We start from the raw sequence: 24,820 nt of genomic DNA on the forward strand, positions 1-24,820 counted from the left end.
GGGCGCCCGCTGCCGCGGTCCCGGTCAGGCCGAGATGCTCCGGGCGGGAGCGGCGCCGGCCCCGAAGGCCTCCTCGAAGAACTCCTTCAGGCGGTCGCACAGGAGCAGGAACTCCGGGTGGTCGCTGTACATGAAGTCGTTGTGCCGCCCGTCGACCGTGTAGAGGGTCTTGGGGGAAGCGGCGGACGCGTACAGGGACAGAGCCTCGTCGTAGGGGTGCAGCGTGTTGCGCTCGCCGTGCGCGATGAACAGCGGGGTCGGCGAGAGGTTCGCGACCACGCTCTCCACCTTCAGGTCCAGGATGGACTCGGTGAACTGCAGCCGCGTCGGGTGCCCGAAGCCGTAGACCTGCGCCAGCTCCTTCTGGACGTAGTCGTCGGTCGCCGGGTCCAGCGGATAGTGGGCGAACGTGTCCGCGAGCTTGGACTCGCCCTGGAGGACTCGGTGCACTCGGTCCTCCTCCACCTCGCCGACGATCTTCCGAAACTCGTCGTAGGTGTGGATGGACTTGAGCCAGCGCTCCCCGTCGTAGAAGCCGTTCAGGGCGGCCACGCCGGCGACGTCCCCGCCCTTCTCGGCGGCGAGGACGACGTTCGCGGCCCCCATGCCCCAGCCGACGAGGCCGACACGGCGGGGGTCGATGTCCTCCTGCGCGCGGATGAACGTCACGGCGTTGCGCACGTCCTGGGCCTGCTCCTCGATCAGGACCCGGCCCTTCTCGCCCTCGCTGTCCGCCATGCCCCGGTAGTCGAAGCCCAGGCACACGAACCCGCGCTCGGTCATCCGTCCGGCGAACATCTTCGGGTAGAACTCGTTGAACCCCTGGTAGCCGGAGTTGATCACCAGGGCCGGGTGCTGTCCGCCGTCCGACAGGTCGTCGGGGTAGTAGACGGTGGCCTTGAGGCGGCAGCCCTCGCTGTAGAAAGTCGTTTCCTTCTCGATCACCGCAGTGCTCCTTGCGCTTGGTGCGTCCGACGGGTTCACCATCGGCGCACGATGCAATGAGCGCAATCACGCAGTGCGTTTTCTGCAACTTCCGGCCGCTGCCGAGACTTCAGGGACGCACGTCCTTGGTGCAGCGGTCGGGGGTGCCGGGCCGGACGTGGCGCCGTCCGGCCCGGCGTGCTCCGTCAGTCGGATCGCGCGGCCCGGACGGGCCCGACCGACTGCAGGGTCGGCACCACCGGCTCGATGGTGCCGTCCGCGGCGAAGCGCATACGGTCGATCGTCGTCTCGCGATGGGTGCCGTCCCCACCGGCCCTGCCGGGGCCGTTCAGGGCGAACCGGTGGTAGGCGATGTACCAGTCGTCGGTGCCGGGGACGTTCACCACCGAGTGGTGGCCGGTGCCGAGGATTCCGTGGTCCGGGCGCTTGGACAGGATCGTGCCTCGCTTGGTCCACGGTCCCAGTGGAGTCGGCCCGGTCGCGTAGGCGACGTGGTAGTTCTCGCTGCGGGTGTCGTCCTCGGACCACATGAAGTAGTACGTGCCCTTGCGCTTGATCACGAAGGAACCCTCGCGGAAGTTGTCCGTGGTGATGTCCTTGACCTCGGCCGGGTCGTACGACGTCATGTCCGCGTTGAGCGGGACGACGTAGGCATGCCCGTTGCCCCAGTAGAGGTAGGACTGCCCGTCGTCGTCCGTGAAGACGGCCGGGTCGATCATCTGGCCGCTCAGGCTCCCGCCCTTGGCGACCAGGGGCTTGCCCAGTGCGTCCTTGACCTTCGGATTGTCGGGATTTCGAACAGGGTTCGCTCAACCGGTCAGACGCTAGAGGCGCGTCCATGACCCGTCAATGCCCGTGTAAGCCCTTTCTACTCGGTACGGCACGCGCGCCGCCGCCCCTCGAAGCAAGCGGTTCCAGTGGATTGACGGCAGGTCACGCACTCACTAGTGTTCCGGCGGCATCGCGACATCCTGAACAACGTTCGATATGACGAACAGCCATGACCGTCCGGGGCACCGGACGCAGTCAGGGTTCGGCATGCGTTCAGGCACCACGCTCATCGCAGTCACCGAGGAGAACCGCCTGTGGAACTGTCCCGTCGCGCCTTCACCACTCTGACCGGGGCGGCGGCCCTGACCGCGGCCCTGCCGACCGCCGCTCGTGCCGCCGTCCCCCAGGCGGGCTCGGGCGCGCAGGCCGCGCGGCACACCGTCACCTTCGACCGGTACTCACTCGTCGTCGACGGTGAACGTGTGCCGCTGTGGTCCGGTGAGGTGCACCCCTTCCGCCTGCCCAGCCCCTCGCTGTGGCGGGACGTGCTCCAGAAGATGCGGGCGAGCGGCTACAACGCCGTGTCCGTCTACGCCTCCTGGAACTACCACTCGCCGGCACCCGGCCACTACGACTTCACCGGCGTCCGCGACCTCGGCCGCTTCCTCGACATGGCCGCCGAGACCGGCCTGTACGTCATCGCCCGGCCCGGCCCGTACATCAACGGCGAGACGGACGCCGGAGGTTTTCCCGGCTGGCTGACCGCCACCTCCGGCCATGCCCGCACCAGCGACCCCGACTACCTCGAGTACGCCGACGAATGGCTCACCGCCGTCAACGAGGTGATCGCCCCTCGCCAGTACACCAAGGGCCGCGGCACCGTCGTGCTCTACCAGCTGGAGAACGAGTACGCCTCGTACGTGACCAGCGCGGCCGGCCGGGACTACATGGCTCACATGTACGCCAAGGTGCGTGCCGACGGCATCGAGGTGCCGCTGTTCCACAACGACAAGGGCCGCAACGGCTACTGGGTCCCCGGATCCTTCTCCACCGGTGACGAGAACGGCCGTTACCTGTACGCCTTCGACGGCTACCCCTCCGCGAGCGGCAACCCGCCCGACTGGGGCTACTTCGGCCCCGGCGGTGCCAAGGGCGGCTCCACCGCGAGCCCCGACACCCCCGGTTTCCTCGCCGAGTTCGCGGGCGGCTGGTTCGACTGCTGGGGCGGCGCCGTGTTCGCCGGCCGGGGCTACGAGGGCTCCCGGGCCGAGCGGAACGCGGCGTACGAACGCCGCTTCTATCTCACCAACCTGGCCAACGGCATCAAGATCCACAACGTCTACATGACGTTCGGCGGCACCTCATGGGGCTGGCTGCCCGCGCCCGTCGTCTACACCTCCTACGACTACGGCGCCGCCATCGACGAGGCCCGCAACCTCACCTCGAAGATCCCGCCGATGAAGCAGATCGGCTCCATGCTCGAGACCTTCCCCGACCTGGCCCGGCTCGACCGTGCCGAGGACGCCGCCGCGAGCAGCACGTCCGTACGCGTCTACCACCTGGCCGACCCCGAGCGCGGCTCTCACCTGTACTTCCTGCGCAACGACACCACCGGCGACGCCATGTGCACCCTGCCGGTGACCACCGTCGCGGGCACCGTGACCGTGCCGGCCGCGGGCGGCGGCCTCAAGGTGGCCGCCAAGGACATGAAGGTGCTCGCCACCAACCTCTCGCTGGGGCGCCGGGCGCTGCTCTACACCACCGCCCAGCCGATGTGGCGGGCCACCGGTCCGGTGCAGGACCTCGCGGTTCTCACCGGCCGCCCCGGGGACCCGGTCGAGATCGTCATGAAGAGCAGCAGCCGGCCCACGGTGACAACGGCGGGCGGCAACGCCGAGGCCGTCCACGACCCGGATGCGGGCACCCTGCGGATCAACGCCGTCCTCGACGGACTCACCCGTGTCCGCGTCGAGGGCGGCGACCAGGAGGTGCCGTTGACGCTGCTGCTGGCCGACGACACGGCGACCACCGGACTCTGGCCCCGTACCACCGACGACGGCGCCCTGCTCGTCAGCGGCCCGGCCCTGGTGCGCGAGGCCCGCGTGGACGGCGCGACCGTCCACCTCACCGGCGACACGACCGCCCCGAGCGACCTGGAGATCTGGTCGCCGCGGCGGATCCGGACCGTCGTGTGGAACGGCCGCCGGGTACCGGTCACGGCCACCGGATCCGGCAGTCTGGCCTCCCGCGGCCGGCTGGCCGGCCCGGCCGACGTGGCCCTGCCCGCGCTCACGGGATGGCGCTACGCCCCGGAGAACCCCGAGTCCCGGCCGGAGTTCGACGACGGCGACTGGAAGGTCTGCGACCTGACCACCACGCACAGCACCACGAAGGTGCCCGCCGGACAGCCCGCCGTGCTCTTCGCCGACGACTACGGCTTCCACTACGGCGACGTCTGGTACCGCGCCCGGGTGGCGGACGCGAGCAGCGCGCAGAGCCTGGCCCTGACCTATCAGACCGGCACGCTCGGCCTGCTGATGGCCTGGTGGGACGGACGGCCGCTCGGCACCCACCGGCTGCCCACGCCCACCAAGGACCAGTCGACCTGGAGCACCTGGTCCGGCACGGCGACCTTCACCGTCCCCGCCGACCTGCGCGGCGACGGCCCGCACACCGTGGCGGTACTGGTCCGGCGCATGGCGCACGAGGAGGACGGCGGCGCCAACGACGCCTTCAAGTCCGCCCGCGGCCTGACCGCCGCCACCCTGGACGGTGCTCCGCTGACCTGGCGCATCCAAGGGGCCGCCGCGCCCGACCCGGTCCGCGGACCGCTCAACACCGGCGGCCTGTACGGCGAACGCGAGGGCTGGCACCTGCCCGGCTTCCCCGACCGGCAGTGGACCCCGGTGACCCTGCCGCACACCGACACCCGGCAGGGCGTGGCCTGGTACCGCACCGACTTCCAGCTGTCCGTCGACCGCGGCACCGACGCCTCGCTGGGTCTGACCTTCACCGACGATCCGTCCCGGGCCTACCGGGTGCAGATATTCCTCAACGGCTGGAACCTCGGCCAGTACGTCAACGACGTCGGCCCTCAGCACACCTTCGTCCTGCCGAGCGGCATCCTCGATCCCCGCGGCCGCAACACCCTGGCCCTCGCTGTCCTCTCCGACGGCACCGCGCCCGCGGGCCCGCCGCAGCCCACGCTCACCGTGCTCGGGCTGGCGGCCGGTGGTGTGCCCGTGGAGAAGGTCACCTCACCCGTCTACACACCAGGCACCATAGGCACTAGGCACTAGGCACTAGGCACTAGGCACTAGGCACTAGGCACTAGGCACCGAGATAGTCGATGCGCCGCCCGCCGCCGGCGAGTTGGGTGACGACCTCGGGGTCGAGGGCGGTGCCGCCCGCCGCGACCCTGCTCAGGGCATCGGTGAACTCGGCCACGCTGGCGACCCGGTCCTTGAGCAGGTAGCAGACGCCCACGGAGCCGGCCGCGAGGAGCCCGTTGGGGCCGAGAAAGCCGGTGACGGCGCCGGGACGGACGTCGAAGTCGAGGGCGTCGACGGCGACGGTCCGTCCGTAGCGTTTGGTGAGTCCGCGGGCTTCGATCATGGGTGTTTCCTGGTCGCTTGGCTCATGCCTCGAAGCCATGGCTCACCGTCCCACGCCCGGAACGTGGCTGGCCTCCGTCTTCGGCTGGGGTATTTCCCCCAGACCCCGCCCGTGAGCCGGCCGCCACCGCGCTGACCGCAGGCGGGCCGTCCGCGCGCGGTCGATCTCCGCCACGGTCTTCGGCGTGCTCTCAGCTGATGGTGACGACGCGTGCCCAGGGCGGCGGTGCGGCGGGTGTGTAGTCGGGGTTCTCGTCGTTCACGGCGCGGGCGGGGCGGGGGAAGAGACCGACGACGGTGCGGCAGGGCGGCTGCGCGGAGGGCCACGGCGTCTGTCCGTCCGTCAGGGCGACGATCACGTCCGGGCGAGGCCGGGAGCGGAGCGCCCGGGAGAAACCGGAGCGCAGATCCGTTCCCCCGCCGCCGACCAGTTCGATGTTCTCGGCCCGGCACAGCGGTACGGCGACCCCGGCCGCCGCGTCGCAGGAGATCACCGAGACCAGGTCGCGCCGCCCGCCCACCGCCCGCGAGATCGCCGCCACCTCCAGCAGCGCGCTGCCCAGCTCGGCGTCGCTCACCGACCCGGAGGTGTCGATCACCACGCACACCCGGGGCGGCGTGCGGCGCAGGCTGGGCAGCAGCACCCCGGGGACACCGGCCGAGCGCCGGGACGGCCGCCGGTAGCTGTGGTTCTCGCCCACCCCCGGCGCGCCCGCGGCCGAGCGGACCGCCGCCCCCAGCAACTGCCGCCAGGGCTGCGGCGGATGGAACGCCTCTTCCGCCCACCGGCGCCAGCCCTCCGGCGCGTTGCCAGGCCGGCCCTTGATGCCCTCCGCGACCCGGAAGCGCACGGCGTCCCGCTGCTGCCTGCTCAGCCCGTGCGCCCCGTCCGGCCCCAGCTCCCACGGCCGGTGCTGACCGTCGGCACCGCTGCCGCAGTCCAGCCAGGCCAGATCCGCGGCGAGCCCGGACATCGACGCCGTCCGCAGGTACTCCTCCATCAGCAGCCCGTCGGGCAGCCGCAGCAGTGACGGCAGCGCGGCTCCGGCGGGCACGGGGAGGCCATCGCCGTAGATGTCGTCGTTGATCTCGAAGTCGGCGGCGATGTTCCTCCGCAGCCTGCTCCGGCTCTCGGCCGAGGAGAACCCCGTCTCGTTTCGCTCACCCGGCCCGTGCTCCTCATGTTGGCGCGCATACCGTTCGCCCCGCTCGTGGTGGTCCCGCAGCAGATGGGAGACCTCGTGCACCCAGACGCCCGCCAGCTCCTCCACAGGGGTGCGCGCCACGAAGCCGGGAGAGACGTAGCAGCGCCAGTACGCGTCCACCGCCATGGTCGGCACCGACCGGTCCTCCACGACGTGCAGCGCGAAGAGTGCGTCGGCCAGGTAGGGACGGACCTTCACCGCGTGGAGGCGGGCGGCCAACAACTTCTCCATGTCCAGAGCAGGTCCGGGCCGCTCGGCCGCTCGGCCCGGCACGGTGGCCCGCACCGGGCGCGGCGGCGCGGGCGGGGACATCGGGCGCGGGCGCGGCATCGGGCGTGGAGCCGGGTGCGGGCCCGCGTGGGGACCCGGGTGCGGACCCTGGTGGGGGCCCAGGTCGGGACCTGAGTGCGGGCCCGGGTGCGGGCCCGGGTGCTTGGTGGTTCCCGTCATCGGCGTTCCCCCGAAGCGCGCCCGCCGCCGGCCGCCGCGGCCCGCCCCACCGACCTCTCCGCCCGCCGGGCGAGACCGACCACCCCGGCCAGCCGCTCCACCGACTGCGGCACCTCCCACTCATCGCGCCGCAGCGCGGCCAGTGTCGTCGCCGGGGCGACCAGCAGGTCCGGGGCGCCGGTCTCCAGCGCCCGTGCCAGCACCGCCCAGCCCGCTTCCCAGCGCTGTCGCTCCGGCCGCGCTCCTACGGCGGCCACCACCGCCTCCAGCGCCGCCTGACGCAGGTCGCCTCGGACCGGAAGGTCCGCGGATGCCGGATCGGCCAGCAGGGACTCCGGGTCCGGCAGGTCCATCCGGTCCAGATGAGCGAGGAGTTCGAGCCCCGGCCCGTCCCCCACCGCGCCCCGCACCAGCAGTGCCAGCACCTCCCGGGACACGGAGGCCGCCGTGGCGAAGGCGAGCAGGGTCAGTGCGGCCTCCCAGCTCCGAGGCGAGGGCCAGGCACCGCCACGCCGTGTCTCGCTGCTCGGCAGCCGGTGGATCAGTGTCGGCCGGGCCCGAAGGAAGCCGCAGACCGCGCGCCGCGCGAAATCGACCGCTTCCACCAGCCGCTGCGGCACCAGCCGGGGCAGCTGCGCCCGGGGCCAGACCCCGCCCAACCCGCGCACCACCACATCCGGATCGTGCACCCAGTACAGGTGCACGAAGCGGTTGGCCAGCGGCGGGCTCAGCTCCCATCCGTCCGCGGCCGAGGCGCGCGGATTGGCGGCAGCCACGATCCGTACCCCCGGCGGCAGTTGCAGCGCACCGACCCTGCGCTCCAGGACGACCCGGAGCAGGGCGGCCTGGACGGCCGGGGTGGCGGTGGACAGCTCGTCCAGGAAGAGCAGCCCCCGCCCGGCCCGAACGAGCTCGACGGCCCACTGCGGCGGCGCCATCGGCACACCCTGCACGGCCGGGTCGTCGCCCACGACGGGCAGCCCGGAGAAGTCGGACGGCTCGTGGACGCTGGCGATCACGGTGGTCAGCGGGAGGTCGAGGGAGGCGGCGAGCTGGGTGAGGGCCGCGGTCTTGCCGATGCCCGGCTCGCCCCAGAGCAGCACGGGCAGGTCGGCCGCGACGGCCAGCGTGAGCGCTTGAAGCTGCTCGTCGGGGCGCGGCTCGGTGGTGCTCGTCCGCAGGAGGGTCAGCAGGTCGTCGGCGAGGGTGAGTTGGGCGGCGTCTGCGGACCGGTCGGCGGGGGCGGATTCGGGCGCGGCGGCCGCGGACGGACCCGGGGACGGGGCAGGCAGGACAGTGCTGGAGGTCATGGGCATCACCTGGGGTGGGACGAGGGAACGGGCGGAACGGCCCGCCCCGGAGGACGGTGGAGACGTGCGGCGCGGCGCACCATGCGCGGTGCGCGGTGCGGAAAAGGGAGTTTCGGCGGGGAGACGCCGGTCAGCGGTGCAGGCCGGTGCGGGGCCGGGCCCGGCTGCTCAGCTTGCGGCGCAGTACGGCTGGCGTACGGCGGTCGAGCCGGGGACGGCGGCTTGCGTGTGCGTGGTCCACGCCCGAGGCCTGCCCGTCCCCCACAGCACCGGCACCGGGGCGCAGGGTGAGCAACCCCGAGCGGAAGAGTCCGTGGTCGATACGGCGGGCCGCGGCCGACTCCAGTTCCTCTCGCAGCGGCCCGTCCCGCAGGACCGCACCGGGACCGAGCAGGGCCTCGACCACGGCCAGCGCCCCGGCCACATCCCCGTGGCGAAGCCGTTCCCGGACCGCGGGCAGTGCCTGCGGGCTGCGGTGCACCGCGTCGATCGCCCGCAGGCACGGCAGCGCCGGCCCGCCGAGCGCCACCAGCAGCTCCTCCCTGCGCAGTTGGACCGGATCGTGATCGATCGCCGTCAGCACCCCGTCCCGCAGCGCGATCCGGTGGACCTCCCCGCGGCATTCCACCCGGTGCGGATCGCCGGGCTCTTCGGCGGGGCCGCCCACCCGTGCCGAGCCGGACGCCGCCAGCGCTGCGGCGACGAGCGGATGCAGCCGCTCGGCCACGACCAGCCCGGCCCGCAGCAGCTCCAGATCCGGAAGGACCCGGGCCGCGGCCTCCGGCAGCACCGGAAGCGCCGCGACCTCCTGTGGCGCCGGCGCCTCCCGCAAGGGCCGGAACGTCGGGGCATGGCTGTCGTCGGGAGCGACCAGTTCGAGCACGGCGCGGCGTTGCGCGTCGAGCCGCACGGTGAAGGCCCCGCGAGGGCGCCCGTCGGCCCGCAGCAGCAACTCCGCCTCGGCGGCCCACCGTGCCACCGCCCACGGTGAATCGTGGACGGTGAGCCGATCCGGCAACACCGGTCGACCGGGTACGCCGGGCTGGTCGGGCCGGTCGGGTACCCCGGACCGGCCGGACGGCGCCGCGGACGGTGCACCGCCCGCCCCGCACCGCCGCGCCAGCTCGCCACTACACCCGGAGTCCCACAGATGCCGATGCAGGTCGAGCCGGAAACGCCGGTCGGGGTGGGGGTGCGGATGCGGAGGATGCCCGGGTGCAGCATCCCAGGACCCGGGCCCCTCCCACAGCGCCAGGGACATCCATTGCCCGGCGTCCGCCCAGGCCGGCGGTGTTCGCACCACCAGTTGCAGCGGTGTGGCGCCGTGGGTGCGGTAGCGCGCCAGGGAGAGGGTGAGGCCGGGCCGGAGCCGCCCGTCGGGGGCGATACGGGGCATGTGCCAGCGGAGCAGATCCGGCGCCAGCCGACGCAGATCCGCACGCAAGCGGGTGACGAGGTCGCTGCCGTGACGGTCGCGCACGGCGCGCAGATCGAAATCGACGTTGATCCGGGCGGCGGCGCAGGCCCCCGCCCAGTCACCGACGGCACGCCGTGCGGTCGCGGCTTCGATCATGGACGGTGGCACGGCGTACGCACGTACGCGCTGCCACATCAACAGGCGGGCTGGAATCTCGTTCGCGATGTGATGTGCCATCAGCACTCACCTTGCGCGAACGATTCCCCCAATCCGTACGAGGAGAAGTTCTTCACCCGAACATCATAAGACAACGTCTCCAGCAGCGGTGGGCATTTGACGACCGGGCAGGGGCGGCCCGGGGACCACACATGATGACCGGGCAGGGGCTGCCCGGGCCACACAAACCGCGCGGACACCGATGCGGGCCGCGCGCCCAGTGATCGCCCGGTCCCGGACAGCGGCTCCAGAGGCCGTGCTTGACGGTCTTCATGGTGAAGTGCGAGGTGACGTTCTTGACCCGGGGGATGGTCATCACCCGCTGGCTGAGGAAGGTCTCGTAGGCCGCGAGATCGGCGACCGCCACGCGCACGAAGTAGTCGGGGGTGCCGAACAGCCGGCGCAGTTCCAGAACCTCCTCGGCCTGCGCCAGCATCTGCTCGAAGCGCTCGACCGTCTCCGCGTCCTGCGCCTCCAGGCTGAGGTCGATGAGCACCTCGAAGGACCGGCCCCGGGCGGCGGGGTCGATCACGGCCCGGTAGCCCCGGATGACACCGTCGGCCTCGAGCCGTTGAACGCGCCGCAGGCAGGGCCCGGTAGTGAGCCCGACCCGCTGGGCCAGCTCCACATTGGTCAGCCGCCCGTCGCGCTCCAGTTCGGCGATGATTGCACGATCGATGTCATCCACACACAATAGATTGCACCAGCGGCGGCTCCTACCGTCACGCCGCTCGCCGCGGTGGCCGGGACCGTCCTCATGGTCAACTTCCGGCACGTGTTCTACGCCTTCTCCTTCCCCCTGCACCTGGTGAGGCACCCGGTGGCGAAGGCGTACGCGGTCTACGCGATGATCGACGAGGTGTACGCGGTGAACGCCTCCCTCGACGAGCACGAGCGCTCGGCGCCACGCCTGCTGGCCATGCAGATCGCCTGCGAGGTCTACTGGGTGGGCGGCGGCCTGACCGGTGTGGTCCTCGGCACGGCTCTTCCGGCCCCGGTGAAGGGCCTGGAGTTCGCTCAGTGCGCCCTGTTCACCGTGCTCACCCTGGACGCGTTCCGCTCCCGCCAGGAGATCCTCCCGGTCCTGCTGGCCGGCGCAAGCGTGACCGTCGCCCTGGTCCTGACACCGGGGGCGGCCATGTTCACCGCGCTGCTGCTGTTCGTCGGCCTGCTGCTGCTCCTCCCCCGCCGTCCGCTCCGCTCGAGCGGGGGGACTCCCATCGCCGTCACCGCCCGCCGCGCCGCCGAGGAAACCGCCGATGCCTAGCACCTCGTATCTGATCGCCGTCCTCGCGATCGTCTTCGCCATCACTCTCGCGCTGCGGGCCCTGCCCTTCGCGGTCCTCGGGCGACTGCGTGGCTCGGCCGTCGTGCAGAAGCTGTCGGTGTCGATGCCGGTGGGCATTCTCGCGATCCTGGCCGTGACCGCCCTGCACGGCACCATGGCCAAGGACGCGCACGGCGCGTGGTACGCCCTGCTCGCGACCGCCGTCACCGTCGCCGTCCACCTCGCGTTCGGCCGGCGCACCATTCTCAGCGTCGGCATCGGCACCGGCCTCTACGTCGTCCTGCTCAACACCCTGTGAAGCACCAGAGGAGAACCGTCCGTTGAACTCCCACTCCGACACCGGCAGCTACTACACCCGCATCGACACGTCCCGCTACAAACCCACTGCCCATGCCGGCGGCGCCTGGGACCCGGACGAACAGCACTTCAGCCCGCTCGGCGGCCTCGTGGCCCACGCCATCGACCGTCACCTGGCCGCACGGCCCGACGGTGGCCGACTGCTCCTGGCCCGGATCAGCTACGACATTCTCGGCCGCCTCGCCCTCGACGAGTGCGAGATCCAGGTCGAGACCGTCCGGCCCGGCCGCACCATCGAACTCCTCGAAGCCACCGTCCGCATCGCCGACCGGCCGGTGGTCAGGGCCCGCGCCTGGCGGCTGGCCGCCCTCGACACCTCGGCCGTCGCCGGTGACCCCGCCGAGCGGCTCACTCCGCCGGAGCGACTCGCCCCCTGGCCGATGAGCGACCTGTGGCCCGGCGGTTACATCGCCTCTCTCGACGTGCGGCCCCTCACGCCGCCGCTGCCCGGCCGCACCACCGCCTGGGTGTCCACCCCGCTCGCCCTGGTGGCCGGCGAACCCAGCAGCCCGGTCGCGTCCTACCTCGCCCTGGTGGACACGGCCAACGGCATCGCCGTACGACAGCCACCCACCGCGTGGATGTTCCCCAACGTCGACCTGACGGTGCACCTCCACCGGCAGCCCGTGGGCGACTGGACCGGCCTGGACACCACCGTCACCTTCGGACCCAGCGGCCAGGGACTCACCAGCACCGTCCTGCACGACATCACCGGTCCGGTGGGCCACGCACAGCAGATCCTCACCGTTCGCCCGCTGACCCACTGACCGAGCCGGTCAGCCGAGACATGGTCGACTTCTGGTCCTCCACGTCGGAGACCGGATGTCGGCCCCTGCCGCCGACCGGCTGGAAGAGGCGGGCGCGCAGGTGCGGCGTGAGGTTCTCGAGGATCTCGCGCAGCCACGGGCTGCGGACGGCCGGCAGCCGGACCAGGGTGTCCTGGAACGTTCCCGGGTCGGCCCGGAGCAGGTGACCGGGGTGCGGCGTGGGCGGGTCGTCGCGGAGGACACCGTCGGGCATGCCGCCTGACAAGGGGACGGGCGGATGCGGTTCAGGTGAGGCCAGCCACAGCCACACGCCGAACGGCAGCGGCACCGGGTACGCCGAGGCGGCCGGGCCGGCCGGTGTCCAGGTCTCTCCGGTCTGCGGATGGACCGGCACGAGGAGGATGTCGGCGTCCGTGTCGGAAGCGGACCGTCCTGGTCCGGCAAGCGCGGCGGGCCGCGCTTGCGGACCTGCGGGCAGCAGGGCATCGAGGGCGCGTTGGAACATCTGCGCGATCAGGCCGTCCGGGACGGTCACCGGCCGGCCTTCCGAGGCCGCCAGCAGGTGGGCGAGCGCCCGGCCGCGGCCTCCCACTGCGGGCTCCACGACCACCAGTGGTTCAGGCCCAGCCGCGACCCCCACGTGATCTGCGCCCGCAGTCCCACAGGTGCCGGGATGCCCGCGGGTGCCTGTCCAACGCGGCGAGGAGGCTGCCCGTTCCGGCGGCCACCGCGAAGAGCATCGCGACGAACAGCAGACCACTGCCGAGGAAGACCGTGGCGAAGAACCTGTCCTCGGCCTCTCCGATGTGGCTGCGCACCGCTCCCATGACCACAGGAAGATTCCGTCGAACGGCAGCACCGCCGGCTCCGTGCGAGCCGCGGTACGGCTCGAGGAACTGCTGAGCCAGTCCGTGCCGTGCGCCGGCCCGCCCGGGATCGCGCTGTGCACCAGGACGATCGTGGCCGCCGGCAGCACGGCGAACAGGACGCCCGCCGCACCCGCTGCCCGGGGTGTGCTAAGAGACCGGCCCACCGGCCCGACGGCGCCCGCTCCTGGCTGACGCACCCGCCGGTCACCCGGCCCCGGCCTGGAACAGCGGCCCTGTGACGGACAGGTGGGCGCCGGACTGCGTGAGGGGGGAGACGGTCACTTTCACGAACGTGACCGTGCGTGCGGAGGTGGCCAGGTCTGTCACCCAGTCAGGCACGGAGGCGGGTGTGACGGTGACGGTGCGCTCCGGCGGGAGCGGGGCGCCGCCCAGGTCTGTGAGCGTGCCGGACAGCGCGCGGAGGTAGAGCGTCACCACATCGTTGCCGCCCTCCCCCTTGAGCGTGGACGTGGTCCCGGCTCTCGTGCGCAGCCGCGTCACCGCGCGGCCCCGGCCCGCGGTCATGTCGAGGCTGACGGCGTCCACCGATCGCGCGGTGAACTTCAGCGCCTCGACGGTGCCGGCCCCCGTGCGCACGGTGACCACGCCGCGGAAGGCGGCGGCGCGCAGTACGAGTCGGTCGGCGCGCAGCACCCAGGGGGCGTCCGCGGGACGAACCGGCGGCGGGTCGAGTGGTGGTGCACCGGAGGACGAGGGCGCGGCGCTCGTCACCGATGGTGCGGTACTACCGGACGGTTGTGCCCCGTGCGCGGGGGCGGACACGCCGGCGTCGGGGATGGCCGGCGAGGAGCCGGCCGGTGCTGGGACGGCGCTGATGGGGGGCGTTGTGCTGCCCGGAGACGGTGGTGCGGTGGGCGTGGGTGCCGGCACGGCGCTCACCCGTGCCGTGGGCGTGGCTGTGCCGCCGGGGGTGGAGAGCGGGTCCGGCGAGGGCCAGGGGGTGGGAAGGTGCAGGGCCAAGGGCACGGTGGCCAGGGCGAGCGCGCGGGCGATGGACCGTGGTGCCCGGCCGGGCGCGTGACCGAACGGCCGGGTGCGGTCCGGGCGGTGGGGCTCGGGGCCGAAGGGGTGGCCGATGGAGTGGCCGAAGGGGTGCGTGTTCCGGTGGGTGTGGTCAGGTGCCACGTCGGCTGTCTCCTGGCGGCACGGTCGTGGATTCCTCGTGCGCGGTGACGGTGGACGGTTCGGCGGCGTCGGGCGGGATCCAGGAGCAGGCCAGGCTGCCGCCGATCAGGCCGCTGATCAGCCCGAGGAACAGGCCGCCGAGGTTGGCGACGGGAAAGGAGACGAGGGTGAGCAGCAACGTGGCGATCCCCGCGAACACGCGAAGATGCTGGCGGTACCAGAGGGTGAGCCCCAGGACGACAAGCAGAACTCCGATGATCAGGGATCCGGCACCGGATGTGGTCGAGAGGGCCAGCGGAACTCCGCCCAGGTCCAGGTCGGCGTACGGCCAGTACAGGATGGGCAGGCCCGCCATCGAGGTGAAGAGCCCCGCCCAGAAGGGGCGTTCACCGCGCCAGGTTCTGAACCTGCGCCGGGCGTGCGCGGCGAGGACGCGCAGTCGGGGGCGTTTGCCGGAGAACGGTCGGGGCGGTCTGCGGGCGAGCAGTCGGAGTCGTCTGCCGGAGAGCTGGATGATCACGTGCCGTCCTGGTCAGCGGTGTCGCGTACGCGAAGAGCCGAGTGGGGTGGAGCCCGGGCCCACCGCGGGTGCTCCCACCGGGGACAGGAGCACCGGGGACAGGAGCACCGGGGACAGGAGCACCGGGGTCAGGAGCACCGGGGTCAGGAGCACCGGAGTCAGGGGCATTCGTGGTGGCCCTTCTCGATCCGCAGGCGCAGGTCGGGGATGTTGAACGTACCGGCGGAGATCGCGACCGCGGTCACGCGCACATGGGTCAATGTGGCCGACACGGCCTGCTGCCCGAAGCCGCTGGGGTCGAAGAAGCGGGAATTCCTGTCCCCCGGGTCGATCGGTCCCTTGGTGATCGCACCCTGCGCGACGCCGATGTCGATGTCCCGGAAGTCCGCCTGCCCGACCGACTCGGTCGTCGCGTCGAGGAACATGTTCGTCGCCGTGGCGGGGCGTGTGTCCCCGCCGGTGATCTTGAAGGTGTGCGGACCCAGCAGCGGCAGGTCGATCGGTACGGACTGGCACAGCCCGCTGATCGTCGCGTGCCGGGCACCGGTGACCATGACCGGCACTCGCTCGCCCTTCTTGGTCACGTCCACCATCACGTAGATGCTGAACCCGCGGATGGTCAGGGTGTCCACGTTGACCTGGAACCTCTGTCCGGAGATGAGGAACGACGCGGCGAGTGCTCCCTGGGCCATGGCGATGCCGAGCGCGGCGCAGGCTGCGACACTGGGGGTCAGGATGAGCGCGAACCGTCGCCACCGGGTTCTGCCGGCACGGTGCGACATCCTGTCTCCTTCGCTCATGACCCGCGACCCGCCGGTTCCAGGCACGGCAGACATCTGTTGTCCAGTGACGGATCCTAGGCTCGCGGTCACATCGATCCGCGGCACGTCAGGCCCGGCGTACGGGTGATGCGACTCCCACCGGGCCCTTCGGGCTGTGGATGTGGAGCCGGGCGAGTGACCGCACGCCCCGTTCACGCCCTCCCCCGTCCGCCCTCCCACGTTCTCCACCTGGTCTTCACCAGCCTTGCCGACCGCGCCCGTACCGGCCAACTCGCCCATGTGGCAAGGTTTTTGGCCGGTGCCCACCCGCTGGGACGGCGAGCAACCCGCGCTCCCACCCTCGGTGGCGACAGGAGAGGACCGATGGCCGACTACGTGATGGCTGCCACCGAGGTCGGCGGCGAACGGCTCGGCGAACGTCTCCTCTCCACGGCGCCCACGCTCGGCGAAGCCGCCGAGTTCGGCGACCGTCACCGGACGAACTACGTGTCGGTCCGACATGGCCACGACATCACCCTCTACGGCAGAGACGCCACCGGCGCCTGGTCGGTCCTCGTCTCCGATGCCCCCGCCGCTGTCGTCGTGGAACTGCGCCGTCAGCACGATGCCCTGTGCCGGCCGGAACCGGCCTCGCACGGCAGCTCCCACGTCGGCTTCGAGTACCCCTCCACCCCTGAGGACGACTACGTGCTGACCGCCGTCGACGTGGACGGCGAGCCGATCGCGGAACGCGTCAGCTCCACGGCGCCCACGCTCGCCGAGGCCGCCGAACTCGGCGAACTCCACAAGGCGAACTACGTCATAGCCGGCCGGGACGGCAGCGACGTGGTCACGCTCCACGCGCGGGACGCCGGCGGCGGCTGGTCGGTGGTCGCGGCCGATGTCGATGTCGAGACCGCCGAGGAGGTGTGCCTCTGGTTCGACCTCACGCACCACTACCAGGGCCGGTCGTCGGCCGGCAGCGCCGCCGGCGGCCCCACCGGCCGCCACCCCCTCGACCACGTCACGACACCCGAGGGTGGGCAGATCGCCGCAGCGCAGGCGGTCTCGCTGGTCGTGGAACGGATCCGGACCCGCCGTCTGGACTACCCCACGCAAGGGCTGGCCGCGGATCGCTTCGAAGGAGGTTGGAGCGTCTACGCGCCGGTGGACGTCGACGACAGCGACCCGATGGCCTTCCTGGACATGCCGGTGGGCCGGTCGGTGTTCCTGGTGAGCGACATCGGGCGGGTCAAGGAGACATCGAGCGCGATCCCTCCGCGGCAGGCGGAGGAGATGTTCACCGCGGAGGAGGCGTACGTTCGCCGCAGGCCCGCCGAGGAACGGTTCATGGAGCTCCTCCGGGACGAGGTCACGCGGCTCGACGCCGCGCCGGAAGGTCCGGCGGGCATCGCCTCGTTCACCATCGACGCCCCCGCCACGGAGGTGACGGCGGCCAGGGCGTCGGCGCTGCTCGGTCCGATCGCTCAGCAACTGGCCCAGCTCGGACCTCCGGGGTGGGACCGCTTCACCGCGGTCTTCTCCTTCACGGTCTCCGCCGAGGTCGCCCGACTGCGGTTCGGGTCCGGAAACCAGAGCACCGAGGTCAGGGTGCCCGAGCAGATGGCCGTGCTGGTCCGCAGGCAGCGGCACCTCGCCGCGCTGATGCCGGCGGGGCCGTGGTGGCGCCTGCTGCTCACCGTCAGCCACAGCACGGGAGTGAACGCCCGGATCACCACGGAGTACGACTACGGCGACCGGCCCTTCCCCGACGATCATCTGCTGGCCCCCGCGAACTACCGCGACGACCTGGCGGCCTACCCACGCGCACAGACTCCGGCATGGCTCTTGGAGTACATCGCCGCAGCCGACGGGCCGACCCCCGCGACCCGCACGGCACCGCACACCGCCGACGCGACGACACGGCCGGGCCAGGTTCCGGTCCTGGGCACCAAGCTCGGCTGGACCAGGCTTCACGCCGACCCTCACGTGATCACCTACGGCCGCAGATCGATCACCCTCGACCAGGTGGAATGGATCAGCTACTCGGCGACCCAGACCGCCCAAAAGCGCTTCCTGTACCCGACGACCTACGACAACACGTGGGACTTCCAGGTGGGCCGGTACCCGTACCACGGGGGGCCGAAGGTCTCCGTGCACTTCTTCAGAGCGGGCCGCCGAGCCGACCAGCCGGAGGAGTGGACGTTCCTGGTGAACCTGACTCACCAGTACCTGGCTCCCCGGTTGCTCACCGAACTGCTCACCCAGGTCCGCCGAGGTGAGACCGTCACCGTCGGCGGCAGCGTGAAGGTGACCCAGTCCGGCATCTCGTGCGCGAAGCCACGCCTCTCCCTGCCCTGGGATTCCATCAGCGGTGCGCAGTTGCACAACGGCATGATCTGGATCCGTCAGACAGGCGTGGAGAAACCGGTGCTGACCGTGCCACTGAGCCACCCCAACGCGGTGTTGATCCCAGAGCTGTTCACCACTCTCATGCGGTGACGGCCGAGCACCGGCCGGCCCCGGCTCGTCCCCGCCCGGGCCGAACCCGGCGTGCGTGAGGCTGTCACGAGTAGGCAACTCCTACACGGAATCAGCACACCAGCTTCACAACTCACGCTATTTTCGGCACCCTCAACACGCCCTGGGGGGACCACATGGCCAATCCGTACACCAGACCGCCGCAGCCTGCCGCGCCTGCTCCCAGGTGGGCGCGCAAGCGATATGTGCTGCCCGCGATGGGCCTCGCCTTCTTCCTCGGTATCGGTGCCGGCGCCGGCGGGCAGGACAACGGGAACGACGCGAAGGCTGCGTCCGCGAAGGTGCAGCCGACCGCCACGGTCACCGCGACAGCCACGGCCACGCAGACCGCGACGCCGAGCCCTGTGCCGACGGTGACGGCGACGAAGACGGTCGAAGTGAAGGTGACCGTCACCGCGAGGGCCGTCAGCTCCGGTTCGGGAAGCAGCGGCAGTTCGTCCAGCGGGTCGTCCGGGAGCGGTGGCTCGGGCTCGTCGGGTGGTTCGAGTTCCGGCAGTGGCGGCTCCAGCGCCTCGGGAGGGTCCAGCAGTGCCGGAAACGGCGCCACCGCCCTGTGCAACGACGGCACCTACTCCTACGCGGCCCACCACCAGGGAGCCTGCTCGCACCATGGCGGCGTGGCCGTCTTCTACAGGTAGGCCGACTACGTGACCAGGGACGAACGCGGCGGCCGACCCGGGAGGATCCGGGACGGCCGCCGCTGCGGTGCCGGATGGTGCGGCGTCAGGAGACGGTGCACGCAGCACCGTTCAGGGTGAACGCGGTGGGTGAGGTGGTGCCGGAGCCCGTCCCCTGGAATCCGAAGCCGGTGGAGCCGCCGGCCGGGATGGTTCCGTTGTAGCCCAGGTCGGTGGCGGTCACGGTCGCGCCGGACTGGGTGGTCTTGGCGTTCCAGGCGCTGGTGATCTTCTGGTCGGCGGGGAAGGTCCATTTGAGCGACCAGCCGTTGACGGAGCCGCCGCCGGTGTTGCGCACGGTCACGTCCGCGGTGAAGCCGCCGGACCAGGCGTTGGAGACCTTGTAGCTGACGGAGCAGGCGGCCCCGGCCGGGGGCGTCGTCGTGGGCGGCGTGGTCGTCGGCGGGGGCGTCGTGGGCGGGGTGGTGGTCGGCGGGGGCGTCGTGGACGGCGTGGTCGGCGACGTGGTCGGGTCCGACGATCCTGCGGAGGCCAGCGCGTAGGCCACGTCCGGCAGGAAGGTACCCGCGGCGCCGGCGCAGCCGTCCGCCTCACCCGGGGGCTTCACCCAGAGGAAGGCGTCGATCGCCGGGTCCCCGGTGTTGGCCGTGGGGTAGTTGCCGATCGCCCGGCCGGACGGATCGCACCATGCCCCGCCGGGGGCCGGGCCGTTGCCGTTGCGGCTGGTGTCCACCACGGCGTGCAGATTGGCCGGGTTGCCCAGCGCGGCCAGCACGTTCTTGGCGAAGTTGACCTCGTTCGCCGTGGTGTTGAAGTTGGAGACGTTGGTGAAGAGGCCGTCGGCGTTGGTCAGGATGCCCGCACTGCGCAGCCGGCCGGCCTGCTCCGAGGCGCTGTTCCAGGCCGAATGACCGCCGTCCAGGTAGACCTTGGCGTTGGGCGAGGCGGCGTGGATGGCGCCCGCCGCACGGGAGAGCGAGGCGAACCGGTCGGCCTGCTGCTGCGCGGAGAGGCAGGTGGTCAGGGCGATGGAGTCGGGCTCCAGGATGATGATCGACTGACCGCTGCCCAGCCCGGCGGCGAAGTTGCGCACCCAGGTGTCGTACGAGGCCAGGTCCGGCGCGCCGCCGGCGGAGGCGCCGCCGCAGTCGCGGTTGGGGATCTCGTAGACCGCCAGCACCGGCACCTGTCCGGCGGCCGCAGCGGCTGTGGTGACGGTCTTGACGTCGTTGGTGACGGTGGAGGGGCGGTAGTTGGAGAACCAGATCGCCTGCGGCTGGGAGGCGATCCGCCGGGAGATGACCGGCTGGCGGGAGTCGCCGGGGTTGGCGGCGACCCAGCGGGCGACCTGGGAGTTGGGGTCCTTGTAGAACTGGGTACCGGCGGGGATGCTGCCCTGCACCGCGGCGCCCGCGGTGACCTTGGTGCTCAGCGCGATACCGGCGGCGGCGAGGCCTGCGGCCAGGCCGATCGCCGTGGCCCTGCGCAGCCGCGACCCGCGCGCGGGGGCGGCCGCCCCGGCGGGGTGTGGGGTGCGGATGAGGGGTGTCACAGTCGTCCTCCGTGCTCTCGGGGGGAGAGGGCCCCCAGGGGTGCGGGTGGGATGCGGCGGGCGTTCATGGGAGCGCTCCCGCGGCAACCGGGCCGAGCCTAGCCAGCTTGACGTGGGCACGTAATCCCTTGGGAGGGGTACATTTTTGGCCATCATGGGAGCGCTCCCGAACCAAGACAAGTCATGTCCCGTACCGGCCGCTCAAGCGGCCGGTACGGGACATGACTTGCCGACGGGTCGGTTCCGTCGCGGGGCGTTATCGCCCACGGTGGTTCAGGCCACGAGGAGGCGGAGTCCGAGTTCTGCCGCGTCGAGGGCGACGAGGTCGCGGTTGCGCTCGGCCCACCGGCCCGAGGACAGGTCGTCACGGAGGCTGTTCACCGCCCGCTGCTCGGCCTTCGGTCCGACTCTCGTCCACACCGATACCGCGCGGCGCACATGGTCGTCCAGGTACGCCTCGGGCCGACGCCAGTAGGCTTCGAAGAAGCCGTCAGCGCAGTCCCACGGGATGAGGACCGGCTCCGCGCGGCCCCCGATCGCGCCGGTCAGGTCGGCCAGCGAGGGCCAACCGGCGAGCAGGTCGGCGAATTCAGGCAGGTAGTCGCGGGAGAGCCAGAAGCGCTCACGCCAGCCCGGGCCGCCGGCGTCGTACGTGAGCACCACCACACGGCGGGCCACGCGCCGCATCTCCCGGAGCCCGGCGACCGGGTCCGGCCAGTGGTGAACGGTGCTGACCGCCATCGCGGCGTCGAAGGACCGGTCCTCGAACGGGAGGCTCTCCGCACTGGCGGCCACGCACGGCGCCGAGCCCGCAGGACGCTGTGCCCGCATGACCGCTGAGGGTTCCACCGCCGTGACGTCGCGGTCGGACGGCTCGTAGGAGCCGGTGCCGGCTCCGACGTTCAGCACCGTCCGCGCGTCCCCGAGCGCCTCCCAGATCCTCGCGGCGATCCGCGGCTCGGTGCGCCGCGTCGCCGGGTAGGCGGAACCGATCGCTTCGTACAACTGCGCGCCGAACATTGCCAGTTGTTCCTCCGGCGTCGTCCTGATCCCCATGGCCCGCGCCTCCAGTTCCCTGTCTATGGCCGTCACCATGGCACCTGCGCGGTCGCGCTGTTCCAGCAGCAGACCACGCAGGCGGTACAGGTGCGCGACCGTGTCGGTGGCCGGGTCGTCGACCAGATCCGCGATCTCGCGCAGACCGAAACCCAGCCGCCGGTAGGCAAGAACCTCCCGCAGTCGCTCCACGTCCGCCGCCGAGTAGGCCCGGTACCCGGCCGCGGTCCGCGCGGACGGCTGCACAAGGCCGATCCCGTCATAGTGATGCAGCGTGCGGACACTCACCCCGGCCAGCTCGGCCACACGTCCTACCGTCAGGTGTTCTTCCACGCCGGTGACAATGCGGCATGACGCCACGTGAGGGTCAAGCGCCGCGACCGGGGGTGGACACCTCGGCAGGAGGTGCGGGCGGTCAGCCGGCCGGGGTGAAGCGGTGGTGGGGGGCCGGCCGCAGCGGTCGTGCGGCGGCCGGCCCGCGGCTGGTGGCGTGCCATGATCCGACCTCAGGGGCACCACTGCCGCGAAGTGGGGTCCGCCCGAAGGAGCGACAGCGCATCGTCGATGCCGACTGACCACTTGAAGCCGGCGCCTGTCTCTTTGAAACGTTCAATTCAGGTTCGTCACCGTCACGCCGCAGCCGGCGACCCCCGGATGAGGGAGCCGCCGGCTTCCGGGCCGAGGCCGCTGCCGACTCAACGGTTGCGCAGGATCATGCCGAGGTCGATCGCGTCGGCCATCACCTTGTAGCCCAGGTCGCCCGGGTGCAGGTGGTCGCCCGAGTCGTAGGCCGGGAGCATGTACGACGGGTCGGCGGGGTCGCGCACCGCCTTGTCGAAGTCGATGACGCCGTCGAACGCGCCGCTGGTGCGGATCCACTGGTTGACGGCCAGGCGCTGTCGCTCACCGTAGGCGCTGCCGTAGTCGCCGCCGAACCGGGGGTTGGAGCCCATGAAGGGCGTCAGCGTGCCGCCGTAGATCCTCAGCCCGCGGGCGTGCGCCCGGTCGATGATCTCCTGGTAGCCGGAGATCAGGGACGTGGCACTCGCGCCGGCCGCGCCGATGTCGTTGATCCCCTCCAGCAGGATCACGGACTTGACGCCGCTCTGGGCGAGCACGTCACGGTCCAGGCGGCGCAGGGCGCTGATCCCGAAGTAGACCGGGACGCGGTCGACCAGCACCTCGTTGCCGCTGATGGCGGCGTTGGCCACGGCAGGGACGGAACCGGGCAGCGCCGACAGGCGGCGGACCAGGTAGTCCGGCCAGCGGTGGTCGGCGTTCAGGGTGGAGGCGGCGCCGTCGGTGATGGAGTCGCCGAGGGTGACGACGGTGCCGTCGGCGTCGCGGTTGCGCACCACGTCGACCCCGTCGACCAGCATCATGCAGGTGATGGACGTCGGGTAGCCGGAGCCGTCGCCGCTGCCGGCGTGGTCACCGGCGCCGGACATGAAGCTGTGCTGCATGCCGAGGCGGTGGTTGGTGACGGGGCCGGTGGAGCCCGGCACATACACGCTCACCGACAGGTGCGCGAGTTCCTGGACGCTCAGGTTGACCGGGTCGCTGAGCAGCTGCGCCCCGGCCGGCACATCGACGGACTTCTTGCCGGAGAAGGTCAGTTCGCGCAGCGTGCCGGGCTGGAGGGAGGCACCGGTGCCCTGACGGGCCACGGTGGCATGGCCGACGTGCAGTTCGCTCGTCCCGAAGGAGTTGCTCAGCCGGACGCGGATGCGGTTTCCGGCCGCCCCGGTGGTGACGACGTTGCGGACCGTCCGGTCCGTCAGGCCCTCGGCGCTGGGGCATGTGGCGGTCGAGGTGATGCCCTGCACCGGGCTGCCGGCCCAGGCCGTCGCCCACTGGCCGGCGGCGGCCCCGGAGGTGGCCGAGGACGGGGCGGCCACGGCGAGGCAGGCACCCGCGGCGAGGGCGGTGGAGAGGGCGATGATGCTGGTGCGTGCTCTCGGTCTGGCCATGGAATCTCCTGGTCCGATGCTGGCGTTGGTCCTTGCGGTCGCGCACGTGCGGTGGGAGATGGGGAAGCGCCGGGAGTCGACGGATGCGTCGGTTCGGGTCGGCGGTGCCGGCAACCCGTGCCGGCGATCGGCGTCGGTCAGTGCGGTCCCTTATTGCCCGTCAGGAGTGAGCGCCACCTGTTCGAAGGGGGTGGGGGACTTGCCGGTCCAGCGGTAGAGGCGGATTTCGCCCTCGTACTTCGGTACGCCGCCGTCGTCCACGGGCCGGCTCTCGGCCACGTAGTAGTAGCCGCGGCCGAGGGCCTCGAAGCCGTACTCGCCGTGGAACTCCCAGCCCCAGACCCCGGTGGCCGGGTCGTACAGCCCGTTCGGGCGGAGGGTCAGCAGCTTGCCGGTCTCGGGCTTCGGCTGTCCGACGATCTCGCCGCGCTCGGGCTCGGCGGTGGCGTCGACGGTGAAGAGGGAGTAGTTCGGGAAGCCCGCCTTCTTGCCCCGGTAGACGGCCATGATCCAGTTCTTGGTGTACGGGTCGTACTGCAGGTTCTGCACACCGTAGGTGGTGTTGCCGGTGTACGCGAAGTACTTCCCCTCTGGGTGCTTGGGGCCGCTGCGGTGCGGCGCGTCCTGGGTCAGCGGCCGCTCGTACTTCTGCCAGTCGCCGATGTCGTACTCGAGGACGACCTGGTGGTCGTTGTCGGTGCGGGAGGTGTTGGAGTAGATCCCGTAGGCGACCATGAGCTTCTGCGGGCCGCCCCGCTGGCCGAAGCCGGGTCCGAAGGAGACGCCGTCGATGCCGCTGCAGCCGTAGCGGTGGTCGGCCGTGTCGGCGGTGTCGCCGTCGAAGACGCCGTTGCCGTCCATGTCGGCGGTGAAGTCCTCCACCACCTCGTCGAGATGGACGGCGGTCATGATCCCGTCGGTCTCGGCGTCCATCCCGACCCGGTCGATCCGGTCCACGTCGAAGACGGCGATGTAGAACGCCTTCTCCGCCTTGTACTCCAGCGACCCGTAGACGCGCCCGTCCTGGTGGTTGAGGTCGATGTCGCCCAGGTGGCCGGTCAGGCCCTCGACCGTGCCGATGACATTGCCCCGCAGATCGGTCTTCACCAGCATCTGGGTGAACGACCAGTAGGCGTAGCCCTTCTTGGTGTCCACGGTGACGCCCTGCAGATGGCTGGTCGGCCATGCCCCGCCGTAGATGTGTGCCGGCAGTGTGGCGGCAGCCGGCTCCGGAGCCGCGGTGGCGGCGACGCCCCGTGCCGGCAGGAGGACCGATGCGGCCATCGCGGCGACGATGACTGCTCTGCGTTTGCGCATGCGTGTTCCCTTCGTCGGGTGCGTCGATGGATCTTTCCGCGTTCACGGAAGTCGAACGGGAGCCCTTGCGCGGAACGTTGGCGACGAGGTCTGCCCGGATCCGCACTGTG

At 71.6% G+C, this 24,820-nt stretch carries 18 protein-coding genes and 4 pseudogenes; 6 read left to right on the plus strand and 16 right to left on the minus strand.

Features of this window, described 5'->3' with window-relative positions; all coding sequences use genetic code 11:
* Positions 1–24: 24 nt before the first annotated feature.
* Both IE318_RS04995 and IE318_RS05000 read right to left on the minus strand, forming a co-directional pair.
* Positions 25–945: an alpha/beta hydrolase gene (locus IE318_RS04995; protein WP_051844338.1), complete on the minus strand. Its 921-nt coding sequence runs from the start codon at positions 943–945 to the stop codon at positions 25–27.
* A gap of 185 nt (positions 946–1,130) precedes the next feature.
* Positions 1,131–1,718 (minus strand): annotated as a pseudogene (locus IE318_RS05000) (family 43 glycosylhydrolase); the annotation flags it as partial.
* A gap of 312 nt (positions 1,719–2,030) precedes the next feature.
* Between IE318_RS05000 and IE318_RS05005 the strand changes: the two are divergent.
* Positions 2,031–5,015, plus strand: coding sequence for a glycoside hydrolase family 35 protein (locus tag IE318_RS05005; RefSeq protein WP_189896793.1), 2,985 nt, complete (start codon positions 2,031–2,033; stop codon positions 5,013–5,015).
* A gap of 40 nt (positions 5,016–5,055) precedes the next feature.
* On the opposite strand, the pseudogene IE318_RS05010 reads toward IE318_RS05005, so the two are convergent.
* From IE318_RS05010 to IE318_RS05030, 5 genes and pseudogenes are all read right to left on the minus strand, one after another.
* Positions 5,056–5,220: pseudogene (locus IE318_RS05010) on the minus strand (DNA-binding response regulator); the annotation flags it as partial.
* A 301-nt stretch (positions 5,221–5,521) separates the two neighbouring features.
* Positions 5,522–6,766, minus strand: coding sequence for a vWA domain-containing protein (locus tag IE318_RS05015; protein ID WP_189896795.1), 1,245 nt, complete (start codon positions 6,764–6,766; stop codon positions 5,522–5,524).
* Positions 6,767–6,981: 215 nt separating this feature from the next.
* Positions 6,982–8,295 carry an AAA family ATPase gene (locus IE318_RS05020; protein ID WP_229903339.1) on the minus strand — a complete coding sequence of 438 codons (1,314 nt, stop codon included), beginning with the start codon at positions 8,293–8,295 and terminating at the stop codon, positions 6,982–6,984.
* A gap of 130 nt (positions 8,296–8,425) precedes the next feature.
* A complete protein-coding gene (locus tag IE318_RS05025) occupies positions 8,426–9,949 on the minus strand; it encodes a hypothetical protein (RefSeq protein ID WP_189896797.1) in 1,524 nt (507 codons plus the stop codon).
* Between the two features lie 238 nt (positions 9,950–10,187).
* Positions 10,188–10,616, minus strand: a pseudogene (locus tag IE318_RS05030) (Lrp/AsnC family transcriptional regulator); the annotation flags it as partial.
* Between the two features lie 9 nt (positions 10,617–10,625).
* Between IE318_RS05030 and IE318_RS05035 the strand changes: the two are divergent.
* The 3 genes from IE318_RS05035 to IE318_RS05045 are packed head-to-tail and all read left to right on the plus strand — an operon-like array spanning position 10,626 to position 12,340.
* Complete coding sequence (locus tag IE318_RS05035) at positions 10,626–11,195, plus strand: AzlC family ABC transporter permease (protein ID WP_268256728.1); 570 nt, start codon at positions 10,626–10,628, stop codon at positions 11,193–11,195.
* Complete coding sequence (locus tag IE318_RS05040; RefSeq protein ID WP_030174809.1) at positions 11,188–11,514, plus strand: branched-chain amino acid transporter permease; 327 nt, start codon at positions 11,188–11,190, stop codon at positions 11,512–11,514. The genes IE318_RS05035 and IE318_RS05040 overlap by 8 nt, the downstream gene beginning before the upstream one ends.
* Positions 11,515–11,536: 22 nt before the next feature.
* The gene (locus IE318_RS05045; RefSeq protein ID WP_189896800.1) at positions 11,537–12,340 is read left to right on the plus strand and encodes a thioesterase family protein; all 804 of its coding nucleotides are present in this window, start codon (positions 11,537–11,539) and stop codon (positions 12,338–12,340) included.
* 82 nt (positions 12,341–12,422) lie between these two features.
* Here IE318_RS05045 and IE318_RS05050 read toward each other — a convergent pair.
* The 5 genes and pseudogenes from IE318_RS05050 to IE318_RS05070 form a co-directional block, all read right to left on the minus strand.
* Positions 12,423–12,982 (minus strand): annotated as a pseudogene (locus IE318_RS05050) (hypothetical protein); the annotation flags it as partial.
* The gene (locus IE318_RS05055) at positions 12,958–13,167 is read right to left on the minus strand and encodes a hypothetical protein (RefSeq protein WP_189896802.1); all 210 of its coding nucleotides are present in this window, start codon (positions 13,165–13,167) and stop codon (positions 12,958–12,960) included. The gene IE318_RS05055 and the pseudogene IE318_RS05050, both read right to left, overlap by 25 nt.
* A gap of 246 nt (positions 13,168–13,413) precedes the next feature.
* Positions 13,414–14,355: a hypothetical protein gene (locus tag IE318_RS05060; protein ID WP_189896804.1), complete on the minus strand. Its 942-nt coding sequence runs from the start codon at positions 14,353–14,355 to the stop codon at positions 13,414–13,416.
* Positions 14,345–14,794 carry a DUF6114 domain-containing protein gene (locus tag IE318_RS05065; RefSeq protein ID WP_229903366.1) on the minus strand — a complete coding sequence of 150 codons (450 nt, stop codon included), beginning with the start codon at positions 14,792–14,794 and terminating at the stop codon, positions 14,345–14,347. Before IE318_RS05065 ends, IE318_RS05060 begins: the two co-directional genes overlap by 11 nt.
* Before the next feature lie 239 nt (positions 14,795–15,033).
* The gene (locus IE318_RS05070) at positions 15,034–15,657 is read right to left on the minus strand and encodes a DUF6230 family protein (RefSeq protein ID WP_189896809.1); all 624 of its coding nucleotides are present in this window, start codon (positions 15,655–15,657) and stop codon (positions 15,034–15,036) included.
* Positions 15,658–16,020: 363 nt separating this feature from the next.
* Here IE318_RS05070 and IE318_RS44715 point away from each other — a divergent pair, with 363 nt between their 5' ends.
* Positions 16,021–18,138, plus strand: a complete 2,118-nt coding sequence (locus tag IE318_RS44715) for a hypothetical protein (protein WP_229903341.1) — start codon at positions 16,021–16,023, stop codon at positions 18,136–18,138.
* A gap of 155 nt (positions 18,139–18,293) precedes the next feature.
* The gene (locus tag IE318_RS05080) at positions 18,294–18,815 is read left to right on the plus strand and encodes a DUF3761 domain-containing protein (RefSeq protein ID WP_189896811.1); all 522 of its coding nucleotides are present in this window, start codon (positions 18,294–18,296) and stop codon (positions 18,813–18,815) included.
* Between the two features lie 85 nt (positions 18,816–18,900).
* Here the strand turns inward: IE318_RS05080 and IE318_RS05085 are convergent, their stop codons facing one another.
* The 4 genes from IE318_RS05085 to IE318_RS05100 form a co-directional block, all read right to left on the minus strand.
* Complete coding sequence (locus IE318_RS05085) at positions 18,901–20,367, minus strand: glycoside hydrolase family 6 protein (protein WP_229903342.1); 1,467 nt, start codon at positions 20,365–20,367, stop codon at positions 18,901–18,903.
* A gap of 273 nt (positions 20,368–20,640) precedes the next feature.
* Positions 20,641–21,729: a MerR family transcriptional regulator gene (locus IE318_RS05090; protein WP_229903343.1), complete on the minus strand. Its 1,089-nt coding sequence runs from the start codon at positions 21,727–21,729 to the stop codon at positions 20,641–20,643.
* A 389-nt stretch (positions 21,730–22,118) separates the two neighbouring features.
* Positions 22,119–23,393 carry an SGNH/GDSL hydrolase family protein gene (locus IE318_RS05095; protein WP_189896815.1) on the minus strand — a complete coding sequence of 425 codons (1,275 nt, stop codon included), beginning with the start codon at positions 23,391–23,393 and terminating at the stop codon, positions 22,119–22,121.
* Positions 23,394–23,543: 150 nt separating this feature from the next.
* The gene (locus IE318_RS05100; RefSeq protein WP_189896817.1) at positions 23,544–24,710 is read right to left on the minus strand and encodes a hypothetical protein; all 1,167 of its coding nucleotides are present in this window, start codon (positions 24,708–24,710) and stop codon (positions 23,544–23,546) included.
* Positions 24,711–24,820: the final 110 nt, after the last annotated feature.

This window comes from Streptomyces spiralis, from assembly GCF_014654675.1.
GTDB classification, from domain to species: Bacteria; Actinomycetota; Actinomycetes; order Streptomycetales; family Streptomycetaceae; genus Streptomyces; species Streptomyces spiralis.